Annotated in this window: 19 protein-coding genes and 1 tRNA gene; all 20 read right to left on the bottom strand. The window is 60.6% G+C overall.

Annotated features, from left to right (window positions below; genetic code table 11):
* Positions 1–35: 35 nt before the first annotated feature.
* Positions 36–2,159 (bottom strand): elongation factor G, encoded by a 2,124-nt coding sequence (gene fusA / locus G4C92_RS10190; RefSeq protein WP_274939745.1) that lies wholly within the window; start codon positions 2,157–2,159, stop codon positions 36–38.
* Between the two features lie 15 nt (positions 2,160–2,174).
* The gene (gene rpsG / locus G4C92_RS10185; protein ID WP_274939744.1) at positions 2,175–2,645 is read right to left on the bottom strand and encodes a 30S ribosomal protein S7; all 471 of its coding nucleotides are present in this window, start codon (positions 2,643–2,645) and stop codon (positions 2,175–2,177) included.
* 158 nt (positions 2,646–2,803) lie between these two features.
* Entirely contained in the window at positions 2,804–3,223 is a 420-nt protein-coding gene (rpsL, locus tag G4C92_RS10180) for a 30S ribosomal protein S12 (RefSeq protein WP_274939743.1), read from the bottom strand.
* A gap of 207 nt (positions 3,224–3,430) precedes the next feature.
* Entirely contained in the window at positions 3,431–4,621 is a 1,191-nt protein-coding gene (locus G4C92_RS10175; protein ID WP_274939742.1) for an alanyl-tRNA editing protein, read from the bottom strand.
* Positions 4,622–4,745: 124 nt separating this feature from the next.
* Positions 4,746–6,701: a fructose-1,6-bisphosphatase gene (locus tag G4C92_RS10170; protein ID WP_274939741.1), complete on the bottom strand. Its 1,956-nt coding sequence runs from the start codon at positions 6,699–6,701 to the stop codon at positions 4,746–4,748.
* Positions 6,702–6,753: 52 nt separating this feature from the next.
* Positions 6,754–7,464: a DUF1700 domain-containing protein gene (locus G4C92_RS10165; protein WP_274939740.1), complete on the bottom strand. Its 711-nt coding sequence runs from the start codon at positions 7,462–7,464 to the stop codon at positions 6,754–6,756.
* Between the two features lie 238 nt (positions 7,465–7,702).
* Positions 7,703–7,776 (bottom strand) — tRNA-Arg (locus G4C92_RS10160).
* Between the two features lie 283 nt (positions 7,777–8,059).
* Positions 8,060–8,992 (bottom strand): cysteine synthase A, encoded by a 933-nt coding sequence (cysK, locus tag G4C92_RS10155; RefSeq protein ID WP_274939739.1) that lies wholly within the window; start codon positions 8,990–8,992, stop codon positions 8,060–8,062.
* 183 nt (positions 8,993–9,175) lie between these two features.
* The gene (locus G4C92_RS10150) at positions 9,176–9,613 is read right to left on the bottom strand and encodes an RrF2 family transcriptional regulator (protein ID WP_274939738.1); all 438 of its coding nucleotides are present in this window, start codon (positions 9,611–9,613) and stop codon (positions 9,176–9,178) included.
* An 85-nt stretch (positions 9,614–9,698) separates the two neighbouring features.
* Positions 9,699–10,565, bottom strand: a complete 867-nt coding sequence (locus G4C92_RS10145) for a putative manganese transporter (protein ID WP_274939737.1) — start codon at positions 10,563–10,565, stop codon at positions 9,699–9,701.
* A 141-nt stretch (positions 10,566–10,706) separates the two neighbouring features.
* On the bottom strand, positions 10,707–12,317 hold the full coding sequence (ptsP, locus tag G4C92_RS10140; RefSeq protein ID WP_274939736.1) for a phosphoenolpyruvate--protein phosphotransferase: 1,611 nt from the start codon (positions 12,315–12,317) through the stop codon (positions 10,707–10,709).
* A gap of 37 nt (positions 12,318–12,354) precedes the next feature.
* A complete protein-coding gene (locus G4C92_RS10135) occupies positions 12,355–14,214 on the bottom strand; it encodes a PTS beta-glucoside transporter subunit IIBCA (protein ID WP_274939735.1) in 1,860 nt (619 codons plus the stop codon).
* Between the two features lie 45 nt (positions 14,215–14,259).
* Positions 14,260–15,087, bottom strand: a complete 828-nt coding sequence (locus G4C92_RS10130) for an HAD family hydrolase (RefSeq protein ID WP_274939734.1) — start codon at positions 15,085–15,087, stop codon at positions 14,260–14,262.
* Entirely contained in the window at positions 15,087–16,991 is a 1,905-nt protein-coding gene (locus G4C92_RS10125; RefSeq protein ID WP_274939733.1) for an alpha-amylase family protein, read from the bottom strand. The genes G4C92_RS10130 and G4C92_RS10125 overlap by 1 nt, the downstream gene beginning before the upstream one ends.
* Before the next feature lie 46 nt (positions 16,992–17,037).
* Positions 17,038–18,021: a LacI family DNA-binding transcriptional regulator gene (locus tag G4C92_RS10120; RefSeq protein ID WP_274939732.1), complete on the bottom strand. Its 984-nt coding sequence runs from the start codon at positions 18,019–18,021 to the stop codon at positions 17,038–17,040.
* 206 nt (positions 18,022–18,227) lie between these two features.
* A complete protein-coding gene (locus tag G4C92_RS10115) occupies positions 18,228–18,734 on the bottom strand; it encodes a DNA-deoxyinosine glycosylase (protein ID WP_274939731.1) in 507 nt (168 codons plus the stop codon).
* 10 nt (positions 18,735–18,744) lie between these two features.
* Positions 18,745–19,803, bottom strand: a complete 1,059-nt coding sequence (locus G4C92_RS10110; protein ID WP_408611736.1) for a glycosyltransferase family 2 protein — start codon at positions 19,801–19,803, stop codon at positions 18,745–18,747.
* A gap of 90 nt (positions 19,804–19,893) precedes the next feature.
* A complete protein-coding gene (locus G4C92_RS10105) occupies positions 19,894–20,814 on the bottom strand; it encodes an ABC transporter permease (protein ID WP_274939729.1) in 921 nt (306 codons plus the stop codon).
* A 3-nt stretch (positions 20,815–20,817) separates the two neighbouring features.
* Entirely contained in the window at positions 20,818–21,882 is a 1,065-nt protein-coding gene (locus tag G4C92_RS10100) for an ABC transporter permease (protein ID WP_274939728.1), read from the bottom strand.
* 3 nt (positions 21,883–21,885) lie between these two features.
* Positions 21,886–23,409, bottom strand: coding sequence for an ABC transporter ATP-binding protein (locus tag G4C92_RS10095; RefSeq protein ID WP_274939727.1), 1,524 nt, complete (start codon positions 23,407–23,409; stop codon positions 21,886–21,888).
* Positions 23,410–23,421: the final 12 nt, after the last annotated feature.

Below are 23,421 nucleotides of genomic sequence, written 5' to 3'. Positions count from 1 at the left end.
CGGCGGCCGCCTCCTCCCGGCATCACAGCTGGTTGTCAGTTCTCTTTGCTGTTGAGAATCTTCGCGGCCACATTCTTCGGGACCGGCTCATAGCGCTCGAAGAACATCGAATAGTTGCCGCGGCCCTGCGTGCGGGAACGAAGATCCGTCGCGTAGCCGAACATCTCGGAAAGCGGGACGAAGCCATTGACCTGCTTGCCTCCGCCGATATCCTCCATGCTCTCGATGCGTCCGCGGCGGGAGTTGATGTCGCCGATGACATCGCCCATGTATTCCTCGGGCATCGTGACCTCAACCTTCATGATCGGCTCGAGAAGGATCGGATCCGCCTTGGCCATCGCTTCCTTGAAGCACATCGATCCCGCGACATGGAACGCCATCTCGGAGGAGTCGACCTCGTGATACGAACCGTCGTATACGTTCGCGTGGATGCCGACAACCGGATAGCCGCCCAGCGTACCGGACTTCATCGCTTCCTGAATACCGTCGTCGATCGCAGGGATGTATTCCTTCGGGATCGCGCCGCCGACGACCGTGCTCTCGAACTCGTAAAGATTCTCGCCATTCGGATCCATCGGAGTGAAGATGCACTTGCAGTGACCGTACTGGCCGTGGCCGCCGGACTGCTTCGCGTACTTGTACTCCTGCTGCACCTCGTGGCCGAATGTCTCCTTGTAGGAAACCTGCGGCGCGCCGACGTTCGCCTCCACATGGAACTCGCGGAGCAGACGGTCGACGATGATTTCCAGATGCAGCTCGCCCATGCCGGCGATGATGGTCTGTCCGGTCTCAGGATCCGTATGCTGCTTGAAGGTCGGATCCTCCTCGGCCAGTTTGCTCAGCGCGACGCCCAGCTTCTCCTGGCCGGCCTTGGTCTTCGGCTCGATCGCCAGCTCGATGACCGGCTCCGGGAACTCCATGGACTCCAGAATGATCGGGTGCTGCTCGTCGCAGAGCGTATCGCCCGTTCCGGTGAACTTGAGGCCGATAGCCGCCGCAATGTCGCCGGAATACACCTTGTCCAGCTCCATCCGCTTGTTGGCGTGCATCTGAAGGATACGCGCGACACGCTCCTTCTTCTGCTTCGAGGAATTGTAGACGTAGGAACCGGAGTTGAGCGTACCGGAGTAAACCCTGAAGTACGCCAGCTTGCCGACGAACGGATCCGTCATGATCTTGAACGCCAGCGCCGAGAACGGTTCCTCATCGGAGGAATCGCGGTGATCCGGCTCGCCGTCCGGCGTCGTGCCTTCGACCGGCGGGATATCCAGCGGGCTCGGCATATACTCGATTACCGCGTCGAGCATCTTCTGGATGCCCTTGTTGCGGTAAGCCGTGCCGCAGGTCACCGGGATGGCCGTACCTTCGCAGCAGCCCTTGCGGAGCACCTTCTTCAGGTCCTCCTGAGACGGCTCCTCGCCGTCCAGGTACTGCATCATCAGGTCCTCATCGAGGTCGCAGAGCTGCTCCACCATCTTGGTGTGCCACTCCTCGCACTGATCCTTCATGTCGTCCGGGATATCCGTGACCTCGATCTTCGTACCCTTCTCGTCCTCATAGAGGTACGCCTTCATCTCCATCAGGTCGACAATACCCTGGAAGGTGTCTTCCTTGCCGATCGGGAGCTGAATGCAGACCGGGTTCTTGCCCAGACGGGTCTTGATCTGTTCGACGCAGCCGTAGAAGTCAGCGCCGACGACGTCCATCTTGTTGACGAAAGCCATACGCGGAACATTGTACTTATCCGCCTGATGCCAGACATTCTCCGACTGCGGCTCGACACCGCCCTTGGCCGCGAAGACACCGACCGCGCCATCCAGCACACGGAGCGAACGCTCGACCTCAACCGTGAAGTCTACATGCCCCGGCGTATCGATGATGTTGATGCGGTGCTCCAGCGCGCCCGGCGCGGGCTTGGTTTCTTTTTCCAGAGTCCAGTGGCACGTGGTGGCAGCGGACGTGATCGTGATGCCGCGCTCCTGCTCCTCGACCATCCAGTCCATGGTAGCGGTACCGTCATGAGTCTCGCCGATCTTGTAGTTGACGCCGGTGTAGTAAAGAATCCGCTCGGTCAGTGTCGTCTTGCCGGCATCGATATGAGCCATGATACCGATATTTCTGGTCCTCTCAAGAGGATACTCTCTTCCAGAAGCAGCCATTGAATCTCCTTCCTATCAGAATCTGTAATGGGAGAAGGCCTTGTTGGCTTCTGCCATTCTGTGCATTTCTTCTTTTCTCTTCACGGACGCGCCCGTGTTGTTGATGGCGTCCATAATCTCGTTGGCGAGACGGTCCTCCATTCTCTTCTCGGACCTCTTGCGCGAGAAGTCGGTCAGCCAGCGAAGGCCGAGCGCCTGTCTTCTCTCCGGACGAACCTCGACCGGAACCTGATAGGTCGCGCCGCCGATTCGTCTCGCCTTGACTTCAAGCTGCGGCATGATGTTGTTCATCGCTTCCTCGAACGCGTCGACCGCCGGCTTGCCCGTCTTTTCTTCCACCTGAGCGAATGCGCCGTAGACAATCTTCTGCGCAACGCCCTTCTTGCCGTCCAGCATAATCTGATTGATCAGCTTTGTGACCAGTCTGCTGTTGTAAATCGGATCTGCTAAGACTTCTCTCTTCTGAGTATGTCCTTTACGTGGCACGTTACTTCCCTCCTAAATCATCAAGATTTCATCACAGGTACTCACATACTGTATGTGTTCGCACGGACGTAATCCTTATATCCCACAGCCGAAAAAGGGAATCCGGAATACCGTACTTGCTACACTGCAATGCTTCTTACTTTATTTGCTCTTCCGCCTTACTTGCCCGCCTTCGGTTTCTTCGCGCCGTACTTGGAACGCGCCTTGCGGCGGTTCGCCACGCCGGCGGTATCCAGCGTGCCGCGGATGATGTGATAACGGGTACCCGGAAGGTCCTTGACACGGCCGCCGCGGATCATGACCACGCTGTGCTCCTGCAGGTTGTGGCCTTCGCCCGGGATGTAGGACGTGACTTCGATTCCGTTGGAAAGACGAACTCTCGCGATCTTACGAAGAGCGGAATTCGGCTTCTTCGGGGTAGCGGTCTTGACGGCGGTGCAGACGCCGCGCTTCTGCGGAGACTTGGCGTCAACGGCTCTGTTCTTCAGCGAGTTGAACGAGCTCTGAAGAGCCGGCGCCTTGGACTTTTTCACAGAAGTCTCTCTTCCTTTTCTGACTAACTGATTGAATGTAGGCATTCCTTGATGTTTCCTCCTTTACAAAGTCCGCATGACCCATGCGGCGGTTCGGCTGTTGTCTTCGTATGAACATGCGTTTTTGCGCATAAAACAACGAGCGTGTCCACGACACGCCCGTTTATTGTACGTCACCCTGTGTCCGGCCGTCAAGCGTTTTTCCCCGGAAGGACCGGCTTTTTGCCTGCCGCATCCGGAGCGGACGCGGCCTCACACCGTTCCGCGCGCCGAGAGCGCCGCCCGGATCGCCGCGGCGGCGGCCTGCACCGATCCCTGCACCATCGCGGAGCGTCCGCCGCCGCGGGCGCCGAATTCGCGGCGCAGGACGGACGCAGCTTCGCGCGCGTCCGCCCCGTCCGAAGCGATCACAAACTGATAGCCGGTCTCGTCCGTCCCGGTGAAGATTCCGGCGTATCCGGCGTGCCGCTTCGCCAGATCCGTCACCGCCTCCCGGGCCGCCCGGGGATCCGTATCCGGGAAGAAGAGAAGCACGTCGGCGGCTCCGGGATCGGCGTCCTCCACGGCGCGGGCCAGCGCGGCGCGCGACATCTCCAGAAGATCGGCATGCGTTTTCCGGAGCTCCTCCTTCATCTTCCTCACCTGCGCTCCGATCTGATCAGGCGACGTGGTGAGGTACCGGGCCGTCCCGGTCACGATCGCGTGCTCCGTCCTGAAAAGCGCCATCGCCCGGCTTCCGCAGAGGATCCGGACCCGGACGCCGCCCTTGTAATGTTCGAGATCCGTCACCTTGATGAGGCCGATCTCGCCCGTCCGTCTCACATGCGGCGCACAGCAGGCGCATCGGTCATAGCCCGGAAACTCGACGATCCGGACCGTCCCCTCCAGATCCAGCTTGCTCCGGTAATCCAGATCCGCCCGTTCCTCCTTCGTGGTGAAGAAAATCTTCGTCTCGATGTTCTTTGTCACCGCCTCGTTGGCGAGCTCCTCGATCCGCTCCATCTCTTCCGGCTCGATCACGCCGCTGAAATCAAGCGTCACCTCCCGGGCGCTCAGGTGAAATCCCACATTGTCAAAGCCCAGCTCCCGGTGCACCAGTCCCGATATCAGATGCTCGCCCGAATGCTGCTGCATGTTCGAAAACCGGTTCGCCCAGTCGATCCGTCCCTCCACCTCCGCGCCGGCCGGAAAAGACGCGGCCGTTTCTTCCGGCGAGGCGTCCACGGTGTGGATGATCTCTCCGCCTCGGATCTGAACGTCAGTTACCTGAAACCCGCCCAGCACGCCCCGGTCCGGGGACTGTCCCCCCTCCTCCGGGAAGAAGAGCGTCCGGTCCAGCACCACGCCGCTGCCTTCTGTCCGAACCGCCCGGGCCGTAAAGTCCGTCCTGTAGGCGTCCCGGTCATACAGTTTTTCCGCCGTCACCTCTGCCGCATCCTGCATCGCTTCAATCCTCCCTGTCCGGACGGTGCAGCCCGCCGGACCGTGTCATCCATCCGGCGGCAAAGCCCTCCCCCCGTCCGTGCCGCGTTTTTCTTTTAATCCTTTCACCTGTCCTGCAGCTTCTTCATCTCGTCCGTTCGGCGATCTGCCCGCTCCTGTATGCCTCCAGCAGCATTTCCAGCTCACGAATCCGTTCACGGATTCCGCTGCCGAGATCCGTATCGGCGATCCGAAGTCTCGTCGTGTACTGCTCCACCATCACCCGGTCGGAATGAATATCCGTCCCGAACCGGATCGCGTCCTCCGTGGACGTAAACGGCTCGTGCGCCACCAGACGGACGCCCCAGGAGTTGAAGATCAGCGTATAGCCGGCGATCCCCGTCTCGCTCTGATAGGCCCGCGAAAACCCTCCGTCGATCACCAGCAGTTTCCCGCCGCAGTGGATCGGCGACTCGCCCTTCTTCACCGGCACATGGCCGTTGATGATGTGGCTGTGCTCACCGCCGAGACCGAATTCCGTGAGAATCCGGTTCACGGTATCCTCATCATCCAGCAGATCGTAGTAGGCGTTCTTCTTCTCTTCGTGTGTCTCCTTCTCCGCCAGAAAATACCGCTCGAAGGTCGCCATCCTGTCTTTTCCGAAGAGCGGCGAGTCCTTGCTGCACCAGATCCACCAGAGGATGTCGCGGCCCTCGTCCCGGCGATACGGATCCGTCGAGTAAAAGGCGCGCCGCACCAGCTCGTCCAGCCGGTCGTAGAGCGCCTTGCCCCGGCACGTTTTCCCGTACACGGCCACATCCTTGAAATGGCCTTTTTCATCGAGGGGCATGCAGCCGTGATACAGAAGGTTGCCGTTGAAGACCTTGTAGAAGGAACCGTTGTTGAGCAGGAACTGCATGTGCTGCTGAAGCCTCCGGCAGCCGGTGAACGCGTTCTGAAGCCGCTCCATCACCTGCGCCTCCTCATCGGAAAGCCGGTTCGGATCGTCCGGATCCACCGTGGGGAAATGGCTGTCCAGCAGCCGGTATGTCTTCCCGTCAAGCGCAACCGTTCCGTTCCCGTAGTCGATCTTTTCCATCATGGCCCGGTCTTCCATATGAAGCTCCGGCCGTTTCTTCGCGAACTGTCCCTGAAGCTTGAACTGAATCACCGAAATCGCCTTGTGGATCCGCATGTTGAGCGCCGCATCATCCGGCGCGGACTTCTCCACGGTCCGGATCCGGAAGCAGGTGCACGGATCGTCGGCATAAGCCTTCATCGCGAAGGTCGCGAGCGGAAGCAGATTGATGCCGTAGCCGTCCTCCAGCGTATCCAGATTGCCGTATCGGGCGCAGACCCGCACCACATTGGCGATGCAGCAGAGCTGACCGGCCGCCGCGCCCATCCAGACGATGTCATGGTTGCCCCACTGGACGTCAAGGCTGTGGTACTCCATCAGGCTGTCCATGATGTCGTCCGCGCCGCTGCCCCGGTCATAGATGTCCCCCAGAATATGCAGATGATCCACAGTCAGCTTCGGGATCAGGTCCGCGAGCGCCGCGATCAGCTCATCCGCACGCTGGATCCGGATGATCGTGTTGATGATCTCCTCGTAGTAGGCTTCCTTGTCCGTGATGTCGTCCCGCTCGGTGATCAGCTCCTCAATGACAAATGCGAAGTCCTCTGTCAGATAGCGCCGCAGCTTCCTGCGGGTGTATTTTCCCGCCGTATACCGGCACACCGAAACGAGCCGGTAGAGCATCACCCTGTACCAGTCCTCCATCTGCTCCGGCGTCCGTTTTTTCTTTTCCAGAGCGGTCTTCTCCCTCGGGTAGTAGATCAGCGTGGACAGCTCCCGGATGTCATCCGCCGAGAGTGTTCTCCCGAAGACCTCCGTCACCTTCTTCCGGACTGCGCCGGATCCGTTTCGCAGCACATGAGAAAACGCCTCATACTCACCATGGATGTCCGTGATGAAATGCTCGGTTCCTTTCGGGAGGTTGAGGGTAGAGGACAGGTTGATGATCTCCGTCGCTGTCCGCGCGATCGTCGGATAGAGTTCCGACAGCCGTTCCAGATATCTGCGCTCCATCGTTTCCATAACGCTTTCGTCTCCTTTGGGAATTCAGGTCAATGCACCCGTCGCCGCGGTCTTACGACCGGCGTCTTCCGGAATACATGAACCAGACCAGCAGCAAGGCCAGGATCAGCAGAAGCACCGGAATCACCGGAACGGCTGCTCCGGCTGCGATGCGGACGAGCGACACGACCACAATGACAGCCAGCACGATCACCATGATCAGCCCGATGTCCGGCCGTCCGCTGTCGTCGCGGAACACGCGGTTCCGCTCCGGTTTCGTCCGGCTGTCTGTCTCTTTCCTGCGGTCCGCCGTCTCCGCCCGGCTGCCCGCCGTCTCCGTCCGGCTGTCTTCCGCCTCATGCCGGCTGCCCGCCGTCTCCGTCCGGCTGTCTTCCGCCTCATTCCGGCTGCCCGCCGTCTCCGTCCGGCCTCTTTCCGCCGCTTCCCGCCCGCTGCCGTTCTCCGTCCCGCCCGGGGTCGTATCCGTCAGCGCGTCGCCGGCTCCGCTCTCACCCGGCTGGTTCGCGCCCTGATAGCTGCCCTCTTCGTACGCGTCTCCGTCACTCACCGTGAAATCCGCCTCGCTGTGCGGCGACTCGAGAATGGAGCGGGCAATCAGAACCGGATCGCCCAGCCCGGCTGTGGCTTCCTCCTCCGTCTTGCCGTTCCGGATCTCCGCGTCGATGTACCCTTCATAGTACCGGACCTGGCTCCGGACCGCCGACGGCGGGAGTGACTCCGCCAGCCGGGCGGCCAGACGGTCTGTAAATTCCTGTCTGGTCATACGCATCTCCTTCCATTGAAGTCATATATGGGGATTATAGCACAGCCATACCCGGTTTCCGCGGACAAAATAAGCGCGGCCGCCGGAGAGTCAGACGCGGGCAGACGCGCCCGGATACTCGCATGCGTCCGCTTTGTTTCCCCGGGCTGAAAGAAGCGCGGCCGCCGGAGAGACGATTCCCAGTCAGCCGCGCATTTCGGCATAAAAAAACGGACCCCTGAAAGGGATCCGGTAAAAGCGTGAGCGACAAGATTCGAACTCGCGACCTTCTGGTCCGTAGCCAGACGCTCTATCCAGCTGAGCTACGCTCACACACTGTATTTTCAACAGCAGATCAAATAATACGCCCCGGATCGGCAAATGTCAAGTACCGCGAACCAAATCCGTAAGATTTTTATAAATTCATCCGCGAAGATCTGCGCAGGCCGCTCCCGCAGGCTGCGCCAGGAGTCATTCTCCTGCAAACGGACGCGGGCCGCAGCCGCACACCCGTCTGGTTCCGCAATCGAACCAGGGCCGGGCGGAAGCCCGGCCCGTACCATTCTTTTATCCCGCGCATGCCCGGCTTTCCGTCAGCCGGCCGATCCGCTCCGCATCAGTCCTGGAAGAGTGCCGTCGAGTAATACCGGTCTCCGGAATCCGGAAGGATCGCGACGATCGTCTTCCCCTCGAACTCCGGCTTCTTCGCCAGCTCAAGCGCGCCGTAGTACGCCGCGCCGGAGGAAATCCCGACGAGCACGCCTTCCTTGTGGGCGATCAGCTTGGCCGTCGCAAAGGCGTCGTCGTTCGTCACCGTCACCACGCCGTCGTACAGCTTTGTATCCAGCACGTCCGGAACGAAGCCGGCGCCGATACCCTGAATCTTATGCGGTCCGCCATGGCCCTCGGAGAGCACCGGGGAGGAAGCCGGCTCGAGCGCGTAGATCTTCACGTCCGGTTTCTGCTCTCTCAGATATTTCCCTGTGCCGGTCAGCGTGCCGCCGGTTCCGATACCCGCGATGAACGCGTCCACATTTCCGTCCGTATCCTTCCAGATCTCGGGCCCGGTGGTCTTGTAATGCGCCTGCGGGTTGGCCGGATTGGAGAACTGGCCCGGGATGAAGCTGTCCGGCGTCTCCTCCGCCAGCTCGGAGGCCTTTGCGATCGCGCCTTTCATTCCCCTGGCGCCGTCGGTCAGAACGATCTCCGCGCCGTAGGCCTTCAGAATGTTGCGGCGCTCCACGCTCATCGTCTCCGGCATCGTCAGGATCAGACGGTACCCCTTCGCGGCGGCGATGGACGCAAGTCCGATTCCCGTGTTGCCGGACGTCGGCTCGATGATCACGGACCTGGGCTTCAGTTTGCCCTCCTTCTCAGCGGTCTCGATCATCTCCTTCGCGATCCGGTCCTTGACCGAACCCGCCGGATTGAAGTATTCCAGTTTCGCCAGCACTCTCGCCTTGACGCCCAGTTCCTTCTCGATATTCTTGAACTCCACAAGCGGTGTCCCGCCGATCAGCTCCGCGGCGCTGCCGTAAATCCGTGCCATATGTCTCCTCCTTTTTCCGGGAAATGCATTCCCCCACCTGTCGGTATTCGTCTGTGTGCCGTACGCTCAACCGGGTCTTTGCAGGACGGAACGGCGCGCCGTCTGCATTTCCTTCAATCCCTAGTTGATTTATATGGATTATAGGACGATCACATTCGTCTGTCAAGCCGTTTTCTTTGGAAATCAGATCACGTAGTCGTCCGCGGCCGCCAGCTGGCGGTTCATCAGATCCTCCAGCGTCACGCTGTCCACATACTGATTGATCACGTCCGACAGCCCCTTCCAGAAACTGATGGTCGGGCACTCGTCGGCCCGCGGACAGTCCACGGTCACACCGTTCTCAAGGCAGACCGTCGGAACCAGCGGACCTTCCACCACCCGCAGAATATCGCCGCAGGTGTACTGGGAAGGCTTTCTCGCGAGCCGGTAGCCGCCGGAAGAGCCTCTGAGGCTGATCACGAACCCGGCCTTCGAGAGCGGCGAGATGATCTGTTCCATGTACTTCAGTGTGATATCCTGACGCTTCGCGATGTCCTTCAGCGGAACCAGCCCGCCCGAATTGTGAAACGCCAGATCCAGCATGATGCGAAGCGCATACCGTCCTTTCGTCGAAACTTTCACGTCCGTCCTCCATTCTTCGTATTTCCTATTGGTTTTCTATGATTAGAGAATACACGCAATGTCCGGAAAATGCAAGAGGCAGCCGTCAACCGACGGCTGCCTGAATCAGAACGCCCGACAGGATCGCGATGCCGAGCAGAAGAACGGTGATCCGGATATCCTCTTTTTTGTCTTCATTCACGCGGAACAGGACGATCAGCCCGAGCCCCGCGGCCGAGCAGAGTCCCGCCACCGCGGACCCGAAGCTGATGACGCCGTCGACATAGAGCTGCGTCAGGATCACCGAAGCCGCGCAGTTGGGGATCAGTCCGATCAGCGCCGCCATCACCGGCTGAAAGACCGAATCCGCGAGAAGAATCCGTGAGAGATTCTCCATGCCGATCAGCTCCATCAGAAGATTCAGCGCGAAGGTGAACAGGAAAAGAAACAGCAGCACTTCCCCCGTATGGTGAAGAGCCGGTTTCAGAATCCCGTTCTCCTCCTCGTGGCAGCCGCAGCTCCGGCAGAGATCGCCGATCTCCTTCTCCCGGGAGGGATGGCGCCGTTTCCAGAGCGTCTCGGCCGCCTGCACCAGAAAGCCCGCCGTGACGCCGATCAGAATCTTCGTCAGCAGAAGCCGTCCGATCACACCCGCTCCCGTCCCGCCCGAGAGCAGAATCACCAGCGCCTCGTCGGACGTTGCAAGATAGACGCTGAGCAGCGTCCCCATCGTGATGACGCCGCCCGCGTAGAAATCGGAGGCCATGATGGAAAAGCCGCACTGCGGCACGCAGCCGAGCAGCGCGCCGGCCAGCGGACCGAACCTCCCCGCCTTCGCCAGCATCCGGTTCATTCTGCCGGACGCGTGGTGCTCCAGCGCCTCCAGCAGCAGGAAAGCGATAAATAAAAACGGCAGATCCTTCAGACAGTCTCCGGCCGCGTCAAGCAGTACATCCAGTATCATCCGCGTCATATTCCTCCGTTCGGACAGCCGCGCGGCGCCGGAACACCGGACGCCGCGCGAACCGCAAAAGACTGCCATACTCCATGGAGTATGACAGTCTGATTGTCATTGCATCATATAAGAATCATAGCAGACCTGTCAAGTCTGTCTTCAGTCCATCTCGCGGATGATCTTCCGGACCGGCAGAATGGAACCCGGGCTCATGGAAAGCTCGTCGATTCCCATCTTCACGAAGGTCTCGGTGAGCTCCGGGTCCGCGCCCAGCTCGCCGCAGATCCCGACCCATGTGTTGTGCCGGTGGCCCGCCTCGATCGTCATCTGAATCTCGCGGAGAACGGCCGGATGATGCGGATTGAAGAACCGGTCCAGCTTCTGGTTCTGCCGGTCGATCGCCAGCGTGTACTGCGTGAGATCGTTGGTTCCGATGCTGAAGAAGTCTACCAGCTCCGCGAGCTCGTCGGCGATCATCACCGCCGCCGGCGTCTCCACCATGATTCCCAGCGGCACCTCCTTGAACGGTACGCTCTGGGCCGTCAGCTCCGCCCGGACCTCGGACGCGATCTGCTTCGCCCGCTCCACCTCCCAGACGGAGGTGATCATCGGGAACATGATGTCGAGATTGCCGTAGGCGGACGCCCGGTAGAGCGCACGCAGCTGCGTGCGGAAGATGTCCTCGCGGGTGAGGCAGATCCGGATCGCGCGGTATCCGAGCGCCGGGTTCTCCTCCTTATCGAGATGGAAGTAGTCGATCTGCTTGTCCGCTCCGATGTCCAGTGTCCGGACAACGACCTCCTTGCCGGCCATCATCTCGACCACGGTACGGTACGCCTTGAACTGCTCCTCCTCAGTCGGATAGTCCTTGCTCTGGAGGTAGAGAAACTCTGAGCGGAACAGCCCGATGCCCGCCGCATCGTTGTCGCGGACGAAGTTGAGATCGCCGATACCGCCGATGTTGGCGTAGAGCCTGATCTTCCGCCCCGATTTCGTGACCGTCTCCTTGCCCTTCAGTTCCTTCAGAAGACGGGCCTTCTCGGCCTCCTCCTCTTCCATCCTTCTGTACTTCGCCAGCGTCTCCTCGTCCGGGTCCACATAGATGACGCCCTTCGCGCCGTCCACGATTCCCATCCGGCCGTCCGCGTCCTTCGGAACCGGCGTCTGGCAGAGCGCCGGAATGTTCATCGTCCGGGCAAGAATCGCCGTGTGTGAGTTGGTCGAGCCCTCTCTTGTGACAAAGGCAAGCACCATGGATTTGTCGAGCTGGACGGTCTCCGACGGCGCGAGGTCGTCCGCCACCAGAATCACCTGCTCGCTGAACCGGTTGGCGTCGCCGTCTCCGCCGCTCATATCCCGTATCACCCGGTCCGCCACGTCCTTCACGTCCGTCTGGCGGGCCTGCATGTAGGGATTGTCCTCCATCGCGGCCAGCATCGCCGCCGTGTTGTCCCCGGTGGCCGCCACCGCGTACTCGGCGTTGACGCCCTGCTCCCGGATTATGTTCTCCACCGAGTCGTCGAAGTCGTCGAGGAACATCGCGTGCACCTCGAAGATCTCCGCCTGGGCCTCTCCCACTTCCTTCTCGGCCTTCTCCTTCAGAGCGAGGATCTCGGACTGCGCCTGCTCCTTCGCCCTGTGATACCGTTCAATCTCCGCGTCCGGGTCCTCGATATGCGTCCGGCGGACCACCGTCGACGCCTTTTTCATCTCCGCAATCCGCCCGATCGCCACACCCTTGAAGGATGCCTTTCCTCTGTACATCTCCATATCCGGAATTTCCTCCCTGCCCTCAGCGGCTGATGCTTCAGTGACTGATACTGAAATTCGTCATATCATCCGAGTTTGTAAGCAGCACCACCACGATGTCCGGATGGCCGGCCGCCTTGATCTTCTTCCTGTCAAAGGCGAGCAGCTTCTGTCCCTTCTTCACGGTGTCGCTTTCCCTGACAAACGGGGTGAATCCGTCTCCGTTCATCGCGACCGTATCCACGCCCACATGGATCAGCAGTTCCATATCGCCGGGGCCCGTGATGCCGATGGCGTGCTTCGATTCGGCGACCGTCGAGATCGTCCCGTCGAAGGGCGCGAAGACGGTCTCCTCCGCCGGTTCGATGCCGACGCCGTCGCCCAGAACGCCCGACGCGAAGGTGTCGTCCGGAATCTGGTCCCGGCTGACCACTTTGCCTGCCACCGGAGCCATAACCTCGCCCTCGTCGCATGTCATGATCACATTCGCCGGCGCGGTATCCTTATCCTCCGACGCGGTCATCGCCTTCTTCGGCGCCGCTTCCGTATACGTCGTGAACGTGATCGCGAAGGCGATCGCCGCCGCCGTGAAGATCACGATCGTGTACTGCAGCGGCTGCTCAATGGTCAGATAGCCGGGAATACCCGTCACGCCGTAAGCGGAGGCTCCGATTCCCATGAAGGAAGCGAGCAGCGCGCCCACCGCGCCGCCGACCATACCGCCGACGAACGGCTTGTAGAAGCGGAGGTTGACACCGAAGATCGCCGGCTCCGTGATGCCGAGAGCCGCGGAGAGGGAAGAGGGAACCGCCACCGAGCGGGTCTTCTCGCTCTTCGTCTTGATGGCAACCGCAAGGCAGGCGCCGAACTGGGCGAAATTGGCCGCCGAAGCGATCGGCATCCAGATATTGCCGCCGATCGGCGTCTTCGCCAGCATGCCGGCCTCGATCACGTTGTACATATGATGCAGGCCCATCACCACCGTCACCGGATAGAGGGCGCCCATCGCGCAGGAGCCGATCGGGTTCTGAACGAGCCATTTCGCGCCGCTCAGCACCAGCGTCTCAAGTCCCGAGAAGATCGGGCCGATCACGACGAAGGTCGCGAGCGCGGTGAGGAAAACCGTCGTCAGCGGCGTGACGAAGAGGTCGATCATCTCCGGCACGTGCTTGTGAAGCCACTTCTCCAGCTTGCTCATGAAGAGCACAGCCAGCATGACCGGGATGACGTGCCCCTGGTAACCGAGCTGGTTGACCTGACCGAGCGTATAATTCCCGATCTTAATATGCCCGAACAGATACCATACCTTGTAGCCGTCCGCCGCGTTCCATCCGTTCGTCAGCGACGAATGAACCATCATCAGTCCGATGACCGCGCCGAGGAAGATGTTGCCGCCGAAGACCCGTGCCGCCGAAATCGCGACGATCACCGGCAGATAGGCGAACGCGGTGTTGGAAACCAGATCGAGGAATCCGTACCAGTCCGTGGAGGCGAAGGCCGGATACGCCTTGCCCAGCGCCTCGACGATCCCCATCAGGAGGCCGGAGGCCACGATCGCCGGCAGGATCGGGACGAAGACATCGCCGATCGGCTTCAGCAGCTGCTTCCACAGCGGCTGCTTCGCCGCCGCCGCGGCCTTCACATCATCCTTGGTCGCAGCCGTCATGCCGGTGATGTCGAGGAACTCGTCGTAGACCTTGTTGACGGTGCCGGTTCCGATGATCAGCTGAAGCTGACCGTTGGACTCGAACATGCCTTTCACGCCGTCGATGTTGTCAAGATACTCCTTGTCCACCTTGCTGTTGTCCTTGATCACGAGTCTCAGCCGCGTCGCGCAGTGCGCCGCCTGAGCCACGTTCTCCCTGCCGCCGATATGATCGACGATCTCCTGGGCACATTTGCGGTAATCCAGTGCCATCTCACGTTCTCCCTTCTATAAATGAAACATGATGTTATTGTGAACTCAGATCAGTCCCAGCTGCCGGAAGGCGATGCGCAGTCCGTCCTCCCCGACGGCCGGACAGACAAGATCGCTCGCCGCCTTCAGCTGTTCGCTTCCGTTCGCCATACAGACGCTCGTTCCGACCGTCTCGATCATCCTGAGATCGTTCATGCTGTCGCCGAAGCCGTATGTATCCTCAAGCGGCACGCCGAGATGCCCGCAGATCTGGCGGACGCCCTGTCCCTTGTCATATTTCCGGTTGATCAGCTCGCCGTTCAGACAGCTGTGCGCCCTGACCTCCTGAATCACGAAATCGAAGTCCTTCTCAAGAAGCCTCCTCGGCTCCTCGAGCTGCTCCGGACGAAGGCACATGATCACCACCTTGTACGCCGGCGCGCCGCCGTACTCCTTCATCGGATGGATGTCGAGGGATTTCGACAGCGCCTCGCGCCACCGCTCGATCTCGCTGTTCCCTTCCGGCTGTCCGGCGAGGAAATCGCTCAGGTTCTCGTCGCCGTAGGTGACCTCCTTCGTCTCCAGCGTACAGAAGACGCCGTTCCGGTGCAGCACGTCAAGCGCGAGCGCGGTCTGCTCCTTCGTCATCGGACAGTCGAACAGCACCTCGTCCCCGCAGACCACATAGCCGCCCGCGCCGGCCACCATCCCGTCGAAGCCGTAGGCAAGCAGCGGCTTCAGCATCGCGTAGTTCCGGCCAGTGCAGAGAAAGACCAGATTGCCCTTCTCCTGTGTCCTCCGGATCGCATCCAGCGCGCCCTCCGGCGGCACGTTCTGGCCGGGAAGCGTCAGCGTCCCGTCAATATCGAGAAAAATCAGCTTTCTCTCCCCCATCATTTCTCCTTCTTCCGATCCAGCTTCGGCGCCTTCTTCGGCGCGGACGGCTTTGTCTTAAAAGACGTCAGAAGCCACGCGAAGCTGTACGCCGGAATCCCAACGGCCTTCGCAGGACGGGGCTCTCCGGTCAGCAGATCCGTGTAGTCCTCCACCTCATTGACCCACGCCGTCTGGTCATACTCGCTGAAGTTGAAGAGCGCAATCAGCTTCTCGCCCTTATAGTAGCGGCCGATGCCGAGGATGTGATCGTTGTAGGTCTCCACGATCCAGGTGTCCGCGGCGCTCTCAAACACATCGTAGGTGCGGCGGATCTCCACCAGCCTGTGGATCCCCTCAAAGATCCGGCCCTCCGGCGTCTTCGGATCGTTCCGCTTCGCGACGTCGTTCCAGTTGAGATTTCCCCGGTGCAGATAGCGGCTGTCGTCCCGCTTCAGCGGGTCGTCATGATAGGTGTAGTCGTTCTTCTGGCCGATCTCGTCGCCGCTGTAGAGAACCGGAATGCCGCTCTGCGTGAGCAGGAACGCGTGAAGCATAAGGTCCAGCGTGATCGCGCGCGTCAGCTTCTCCTCGTTCTTCTCGTATTCCGCCGCCTCGACGCCGCAGAGAGAGGCGGTGGTGCCCGTCAGACGCGCGTCGCCAAGCCTCGGGTCGTCGTTGTAGAGCTCGCCGCGGGCATCGCTCCCGTACCAGCGGCCGGTGAGATAGTCGTTCAGATACTTCTTGTGCGGCACCTCCTCAATGCCGAACTGCTTCAGGAAATCGTAGTCGAGGCCCCAGCCGATGTCGTCATGGCAGCGGAGATAGTTGAGGAAGGTGTACTCCTTCGGGAGTGCGAACACCGATTCCAGCTGATGACGGAGGAGACGGACGTCCCGGGTCGCCACCGTATGCCACGTGCTGGCCATCGTGGTGACGTTATAGAGCATATGGCACTCCGGCTTCTCCAGCGTGCCGAAATACGGCACCACCTTCGACGGCTCCATCACCACCTCGCCCAGAAGCAGCGTGCCGGGGCAGACCACCTCCGCGGCCATCCGCATCATGCGGACCAGCGTATGCACCTGCGGAAGGTTGCGGCAGGTGGTGCCGAGCGTCTTCCAGATGTACGGAACCGCGTCGAGCCGGATGATGTCGACGCCGTTGTTGCAGAGGTAGAGCATGTTGGCGGTCATGTCGTTGAAGACCGTGGGGTTGGCGTAGTTCAGATCCCACTGATACGGATAGAAGGTGGTCATCACCACCTTGCCGGCCTCCTCGCACCATGTGAAGTTGCCCGGCGCGGTCTGGGGGAAGACCTGAGGCACCGTCTTCTCGAACTGATTCGGGATATCCCAGTTGTCAAAGAAGAAATACCGGTCCTGATATTCCTTCTCCCCGGCTCTGGCCCGCTTTGCCCACTCATGGTCCTCCGAGGTATGATTCATCACGAAATCGAGGCAGATGCAGATGCCGTTCCGGTGGCACTCGTCGGCGAGGTCCGCCAGATCCTGCATCGTTCCCAGCTCCGGCTGAACCTTTCTGAAATCAGCTACCGCGTAGCCGCCGTCGCTGCGTCCCGCCGGGCTCTCGAGCAGCGGCATCAGGTGAAGATAGTCCACGCCGCAGTCCTTCAGGTAGTCAAGATGGCTCCGGACGCCCTTCAGATTGCCCGCGAAGCAGTTCGTGTACATCAGCATGCCCAGCATCTCGTTGCCCTTGTACCAGTCCGGCACCATAAGACGCGCGTCGTCCCATTCCTTCAGCGACGCGGGCCGCTGCTGATAGTACTCGTGGAGCATGGAGCAGAAATAGTCGAAGGCCTGCTGATCGTTATGGTAAAGCTCAAAATACAGCCATTTGAGCTCGTCATAGTTCTTCTTCAGGCGCTCCTGAAATTCCGGTTCCCAGTTCCTGTCAATCATGTGTTCTGCCCTCCTCTACTCGTTCTGAAACCACCTGTTGTGATTGTCACGCAATGGAATCCCGCCGGATCACCTCATAACCGAGCCGGATCTCCATCGTCGCGTGCGCGCGTCCTTCCATCAGCTCGATCATCTTGCCGGCGGCTGTTCCTCCGCTCTCCTTATAATGGAAATGCACGGTTGAAAGCGTCGGCGTCGTAACACGGGCGATCCGGTTGTCGCCGAAGCCCGCCACCGCCACATCCTCCGGAACGCGGCGCCCCGCCGCCTTCAGACAGTTCATGGCGCCGAGCGCGATGCTGTCCGTCGCGCCGATCACACCGTCCACCTCCGGATACTGGAAGAGCAGCTGCTTCATCCGGTCAAAGCCGGAGGCCACCGAGAAGTCCGCGGTCACCGTCATCGCGTCCGTCACCGCCAGGCCGGCCGCCTCCATCGCGCTGAGATATCCCTCGCGGCGATGCTGCCCCACGGCCACATCCTCCTTCAGCACGCCGATGTAGCCGATATGCTTCCGTCCGCTCTGCAGCATCAGACGGGTGAGCTCCTCCCCCGCGTGAAGGTCATCATGGTAAATGCAGGAGACGCCGGAGAGACTCTGCCCGACCAGCACCACCGGGACCTTCATCTCGCGGAGCAGCTTCCTGTGCTCCTTCGTGATGACGGTGGCGAGCAGAATCACGCCGTCCACCCGGTGATTGGAAAAGATCCGCAGGAAATCGAGTTCCCTCGAAGGATCGTTTTCCGTCGTCGCCAGCAGCATGTCGTATCCGCCCGCGTTCAGCCTCGTCCCGATCCCCTCAACGATACTGGAGATCGAGTCGGAATGAATCCGCGGCAAAATGACGCCGACCAGCCTCGTCTTCTTCGTCCGAAGCGTCTGCGCCATCACAGACGGCTTGTAGCCCGTCTTCTCGATCGCCTCGCGGATCCTTTCCTTCTTCTCCTCACTGATATAGCCGTTGTTCAGATAGCGGGATACGGCGGCCCGTGAGACGCCTGCCATCTCTGCGATATCACCGATATTCATTCTGCCTGACCTCCGGTAATTGTGACATCGGTTTCACAAATTCAATGTATCATGTGCACAAAGCACGCGTCAACAGGCCGTCTTCACTTTGTGCTTAACTCACAAATCGCCGGCTGCATTTTATGCACTATCACAAAAACGGAGGCCGTTCCCTCCGGAACCGGCCTCCTTGAATTGGATAACATATCTGATAACTTATGAAATATTCACACAACGCCCTTCAGCGCGCCGCGCCAGACGCCGGTCAGGCGGTCCAGCGGCCAGGCGGCGTTGGCCGGAGACGAGGAAGGCAGCTTTACCGGATGGATTCCGGTCACAGGATACTGCCAACGCATATACAGGTCAAAGGCACGCGCGCCGTTGGCGAAGACACGGTCCCCCACGCCGGAACCGGCGAGAACCGGTCGGAGATCCGTCACGGTCACGTCCCGGATGCTGCTGTCCGAGGAGCCTGTGATCCGGCAGCTCTCGATCACGTCATAGAGCGCCACGCGGTGCCGGATCAGAAACGCCTGCTTCGCCTCCGTCTCCTCCGGTACGCCGTCCTCAAAGACCGCCGCGAGAATTTTCCAGAAACGGTTCCGGGGATGCGCGTAGTAGAAGCTGGCCTCCCGGGAGCGCACCGAAGGGAAGCTGCCCAGAATCAGCCAGCGGGAATCCGGGCGGAAAAACGGCCCGAACCCATGAGTGACAAAAACCGGCTCTGTCCGCATATTCCGGTCCTCAGCGGCTGACGCGGGACGTCTCTTCGTTGATCCGGTCGATCAGATCCTGCACCGACACAGGATCCTCCTCCTTCTTCGGCCCGTCATTGAGGACACGGTCGAGAATGAAGCGCGGACGTCCCTTCGTCTCCAGATAGATTTTGCCGATGTACTCGCCGATCACCCCGATCGCGATCAGGATCAGCCCGCCGATCGCCCAGATTGAGACGATCACGGAGGGCCAGCCCGGCACAGCCGTTCCATGTACCTTCTGAACGATCCCGAGAATCAGGAACACGATGTTGACGAGAAAGATCAGCACGCCCAGATTGGTGATCATCTGGATCGGCTTCACACTGAAGGAGGTGATGCCCTCCATCGAGAAGCTGAGCATCTTCTTCAGCGGATACTTGCTCTCGCCGGCGAAGCGCTCGCCTCTTTTATAGTAGACCTTGTCGCTCTTCATCCCGATCATCGGGACAAGACCGCGCAGGAAGAGATTGACTTCCCTGAACTCGGAGAGCGCGAGCAGCGCCTTGCGGCTCATCAGACGGTAATCCGCGCTGTCATAGACCAGCTCGACGCCCAGACGCTCCATCAGTTTGTAATACCTGAGCGCGGTGGTGCGCTTGAACCAGGTATCCGTATCCCGATTGTTGCGGACGCCGTACACAATGTCGCAGCCGCCCTCGTACTTGGCGATCATCTCGTCCACTGCCTCGATGTCGTCCTGCAGATCGGCGTCCATCGAGATGGAAATATCGCAGTAGTCCTTCGCGTACATCAGCCCGGCCAGCAGGGCGTTCTGATGGCCGCGGTTGTGGCTGAGCTTCAGGCCGGAAAAGACAGGTTTGAAGTCATGAAGCTTTTCGATAATCGTCCAGGTAGCGTCCCTGCTTCCGTCGTCCACAAAAAGGATACGGCTCTTGTCGGAAATCTTGCCGGCGCGGATCAGGTGATCGCATTTGTTGTACAGCCGTTTGGCCGTCTCGGGAAGCACCGCCTCCTCGTTGTAGCAGGGGATCACAAAATACAAAACAGAATCTTTCACTGTGCCACGTCCTCCTCCGCGTCGCATTGTATCACAAACGCCGCGTGTAAAACAGAGTCAAACAGGAACGCGCGGATCGAATCGGGCGGAAGACTCGTCCCGGACCGCCCATCCCGTTCACTCCTCCTTCCGGAACGTCGTGCCCAGCTGCGCCGGCACGTTGAACTGCTTCTTGAGAGCCGTCAGCACAATCACCAGAAAATACGGCAGCGCGCTGAAGAGCTCGCTCGGAAGGCCCGACGCCCCCAGCGCCTTGATGTACGTGCCGATCGCATCGGAAATGCCGAACACGATCCCGAAGAGCAGCGCCCCGGCCGGATTCCAGTTGCCGAGAAAGCAGATGCCGAAGGCGATCCATCCGCGGCCGCTGATGATCTCGGAATTGTACATTCCCACATTGCACAGCGAGTAGTAGGCGCCCGCGACACCGCCGAGACAGCCCGCAGCCATCACGGCGAGAAAACGCACCCGGCGGACATCAATTCCCGCAGTCTCCACCGCCTCCGGGTTCTCTCCGCAGGAGCGGAGCGTAAGCCCCGCGGCCGTACGGTAGATCAGGAAGAAGACCGCCGGCACCAGGAGGACCGTGATATACGTCACGAGATTCTGGGAGAACAGGATCGGCCCGATGAACGGGATCCGGGAGAGCAGCGGGATCCGGATCACCCTGAGCGGCGTGATTTTAAGAGGCGAAGTCGGCGTGCCGAAGATCACGCGGTAGAAGAAGGTGCAGAAGCCCGTCATCAGAATCGCGACCGCGGTTCCCATGACGATCTGGTGCTGCTCCAGATAGATGGTGCAGAAGCCGTAGAGCATCGCGACCAGCATCCCGCAGAGGATAGCCGTAAGGAACCCCGCCGCGATGCTGCCCGTCAGATACGCGCCGACGAAACCGCCCCAGGCTCCGGCTAAAAAGACGCCTTCCACCGCGCACATCATCATGCCGGTCCGCTCGGCGATCACCTCGCCCAGCGCGCCGAGGATCAGCGGCGTGCTCATGAACAGCGCCCGCGCCAGCAGATTGATCAGATTCTGCATATGTCATTCCTCCCCTGCTTTGCGCTTCTTCATCCTCGCCACGGCCGCCCGCCGCCGGAAGAAGAAGGAAATCAGCACGAACAGCATCACAAATCCCAGCATCAGGTCGATGATGCTCGACGGCGCGTCCGTGGAGTGGGAAAGCACCGTTCCTCCGACCTGAAGAATTCCGAAAAGAAGGGAGGCGAAGATCACGCCGATGGGGTTCGCGTTCGCCATAATCGCGATGCCGATGCCATAGGAGCCCACTGACGAGTCCAGCCCGGTCAGCAGCATGTGCTGCATCCCGTTGACCTCGATGAAGCCGGCCAGCCCGGCGACCGCGCCGCTGACCGCGAACGCCGCCATGCACTCCCTCGCGGGGCTGATGCCCGAAAGTCTCGCGGCCTCCGCGTTGAGTCCGGTGACGCGGATCCGGAACCCGAAGGTCGTCCGGTAGAGAATCACCCAGATCACCGCCGCTGTGACGACCGAGATGATGATGCCCGCGGAGACCGAGGTTCCGTCGATGATTTTCGGCAGCCAGACGGACCGGTCCAGCTGGTTGGTCTTGATGTACTCATGCTTCTTTTCCTGCAGAACGGTCCGGAGCAGCAGCTGCATCATATATGTGATCACATAGGTGGACATCATGCTGACAAGAAATTCGTTGGCGTGGCAGCGCGCCTTCAGAAAGCCGATCAGAAAGCCCACCGCCGCTCCGCCGCCCATCGCGGCGAGCATCGCCAGCACGATGACGGCCGGCGCGGGCATTTTCCCGGCAAGGCCAAGCGACACCGACACGGCGCAGGTACAGCCGACATAGAACTGGCCCTGGGCGCCGATATTGTAGAGGTTCGCCTTGAACGTGAAGGCGAATGCGAGTCCCGTCAGGATCAGCGGAGCTGTCTTGACCAGGATGTTTCCCATCGTGTAGGTATCCGAGAACACGCCGCCGAACATCGTCACGAACGCTTCGCCCGGACGGATCCCCATCAGCGGCAGGAAGGCGAAGCAGACGGCCAGTCCGAGAATAAAGGCAAGACCTGTCCAGAGAATCAGGTCTGCCGCTTCATGTTTTCTGTCCATTCGTCACTCCTCCTTCGCTGCTTCGGGCCGGACGCCGGCCATCAGAAGTCCGATGGATTCCATCGTCAGGTCGCCCGGCCGGTAAATTCCCATGAAGCGTCCCTGAAACATCACCGCGATCCGGTCCGCCAGTTCGAAGAGCTCGGACAGTTCGGTGGAGATCAGGAGAATGCATTTGCCGGCCGCCCGCTCCCGGAGAATCACCTTCTGCACATTGTTGATCGCCCCGAGGTCGAGCCCCCGCGTCGGCTGGTCGAAAATCAGGAGGCTTTCGCCCATATCCGCCTCCCGCGCGACTACCAGCTTCTGCTGGTTGCCCCCCGAGAGCGAGCCGGCCGTCACCGACGGATCCGGCGCCTTGATCTGATACGCCCGGATCTGCTCCGCGGTGTAGCGGTCAACCTTCCGCCAGCTGATGAAGCCGTGACGGTCCCAGCGGCCGAGGCGGCTCGCCTTCAGGATCATATTCTCCGAGAGCGACATCGCGGGTACCATCCCGTAGCGGTAGCGGTCCGACGCGCAGTAGCCGACCCCTTTCCGGATATGGCCCCCGACGTCAAGACGCGTGACGTCCGTTCCGTCGAGCCGGACCGTGCCGTCCGTCGGAGGCAGCGCGCCGTACAGCGCCTCGCAGAGCTCCTGCTGTCCGTTGCCCGATACGCCGGCCACGCCGAGAATCTCGCCGGCATGAAGGTCGAAGCTCAGATGGTCGAGCAGCGCCACGCCGTTCTCCGGCTGAACCGTGAGATCCCTCACCTCAAGCCGGACCTTCCGCCCGCCTTCCGGATCGCTTTCCTTCCGAAGCGCCTCGAGGTCGTGTCCGATCATAAGCCTTGCCAGCTCGGACGTACTCGTCCTGGTCTTCTCCACCTCGCCGCTGATCCGGCCGTTCCGCATGATGATGATCCGGTCCGCGACCTCCATGACCTCCTTCATCTTATGCGTGATGAAGATCACGGAATTGCCTTCCGCCGCGAAGGAACGGATGAACTGCATCAGCGTCTCGATCTCCTGAGGGAGAAGCACGGCGGTCGGCTCGTCCATGATGAGGATCCGGGCGTTGCGGTGCAGCGCCTTCAGGATCTCCACCTTCTGCTGGATGCCGACGGGAAGATCCCGGACCCGCGCGCCGGCGGGCACGCCGAAATGATAGCGGTCGGACAGGCGCTGAATCTTCTCCTCCTCGGCTGCGTAGTCGATCCGTCCGCGCACGGTGCCGAGGATGATGTTCTCCGTCACCGTGTGGGCGTCCACCAGCGAGAAATGCTGCTGGATCATCGAGATTCCGAGCGCCATCGCGTCCTTCGGCGACCGGATGCGGCGCCGGACGCCGTCGACCCGAATCTCTCCGGAGGTTTCATGATAGAGGCCGTAGAGGATCTTCATGATCGTGCTCTTGCCGGCCCCGTTTTCTCCGAGCAGCGCCACCACCTCGCCGCATCCTACCGAAAGCGACACATCGTCGTTGGCGAGGACCTTCGCGAACCGCTTGGTGATATGCCGCAGCTCAACAACCGGTGCTTCCATAGTTCACTCCAT

Origin of the sequence: Chordicoccus furentiruminis (assembly GCF_019355395.1) — a bacterium.
GTDB lineage: Bacteria > Bacillota > Clostridia > Lachnospirales > Lachnospiraceae > Chordicoccus > Chordicoccus furentiruminis.
The sequence above is the reverse complement of the archived record's forward strand: the minus strand, read 5'-3'. Positions and strand labels throughout refer to the sequence as shown.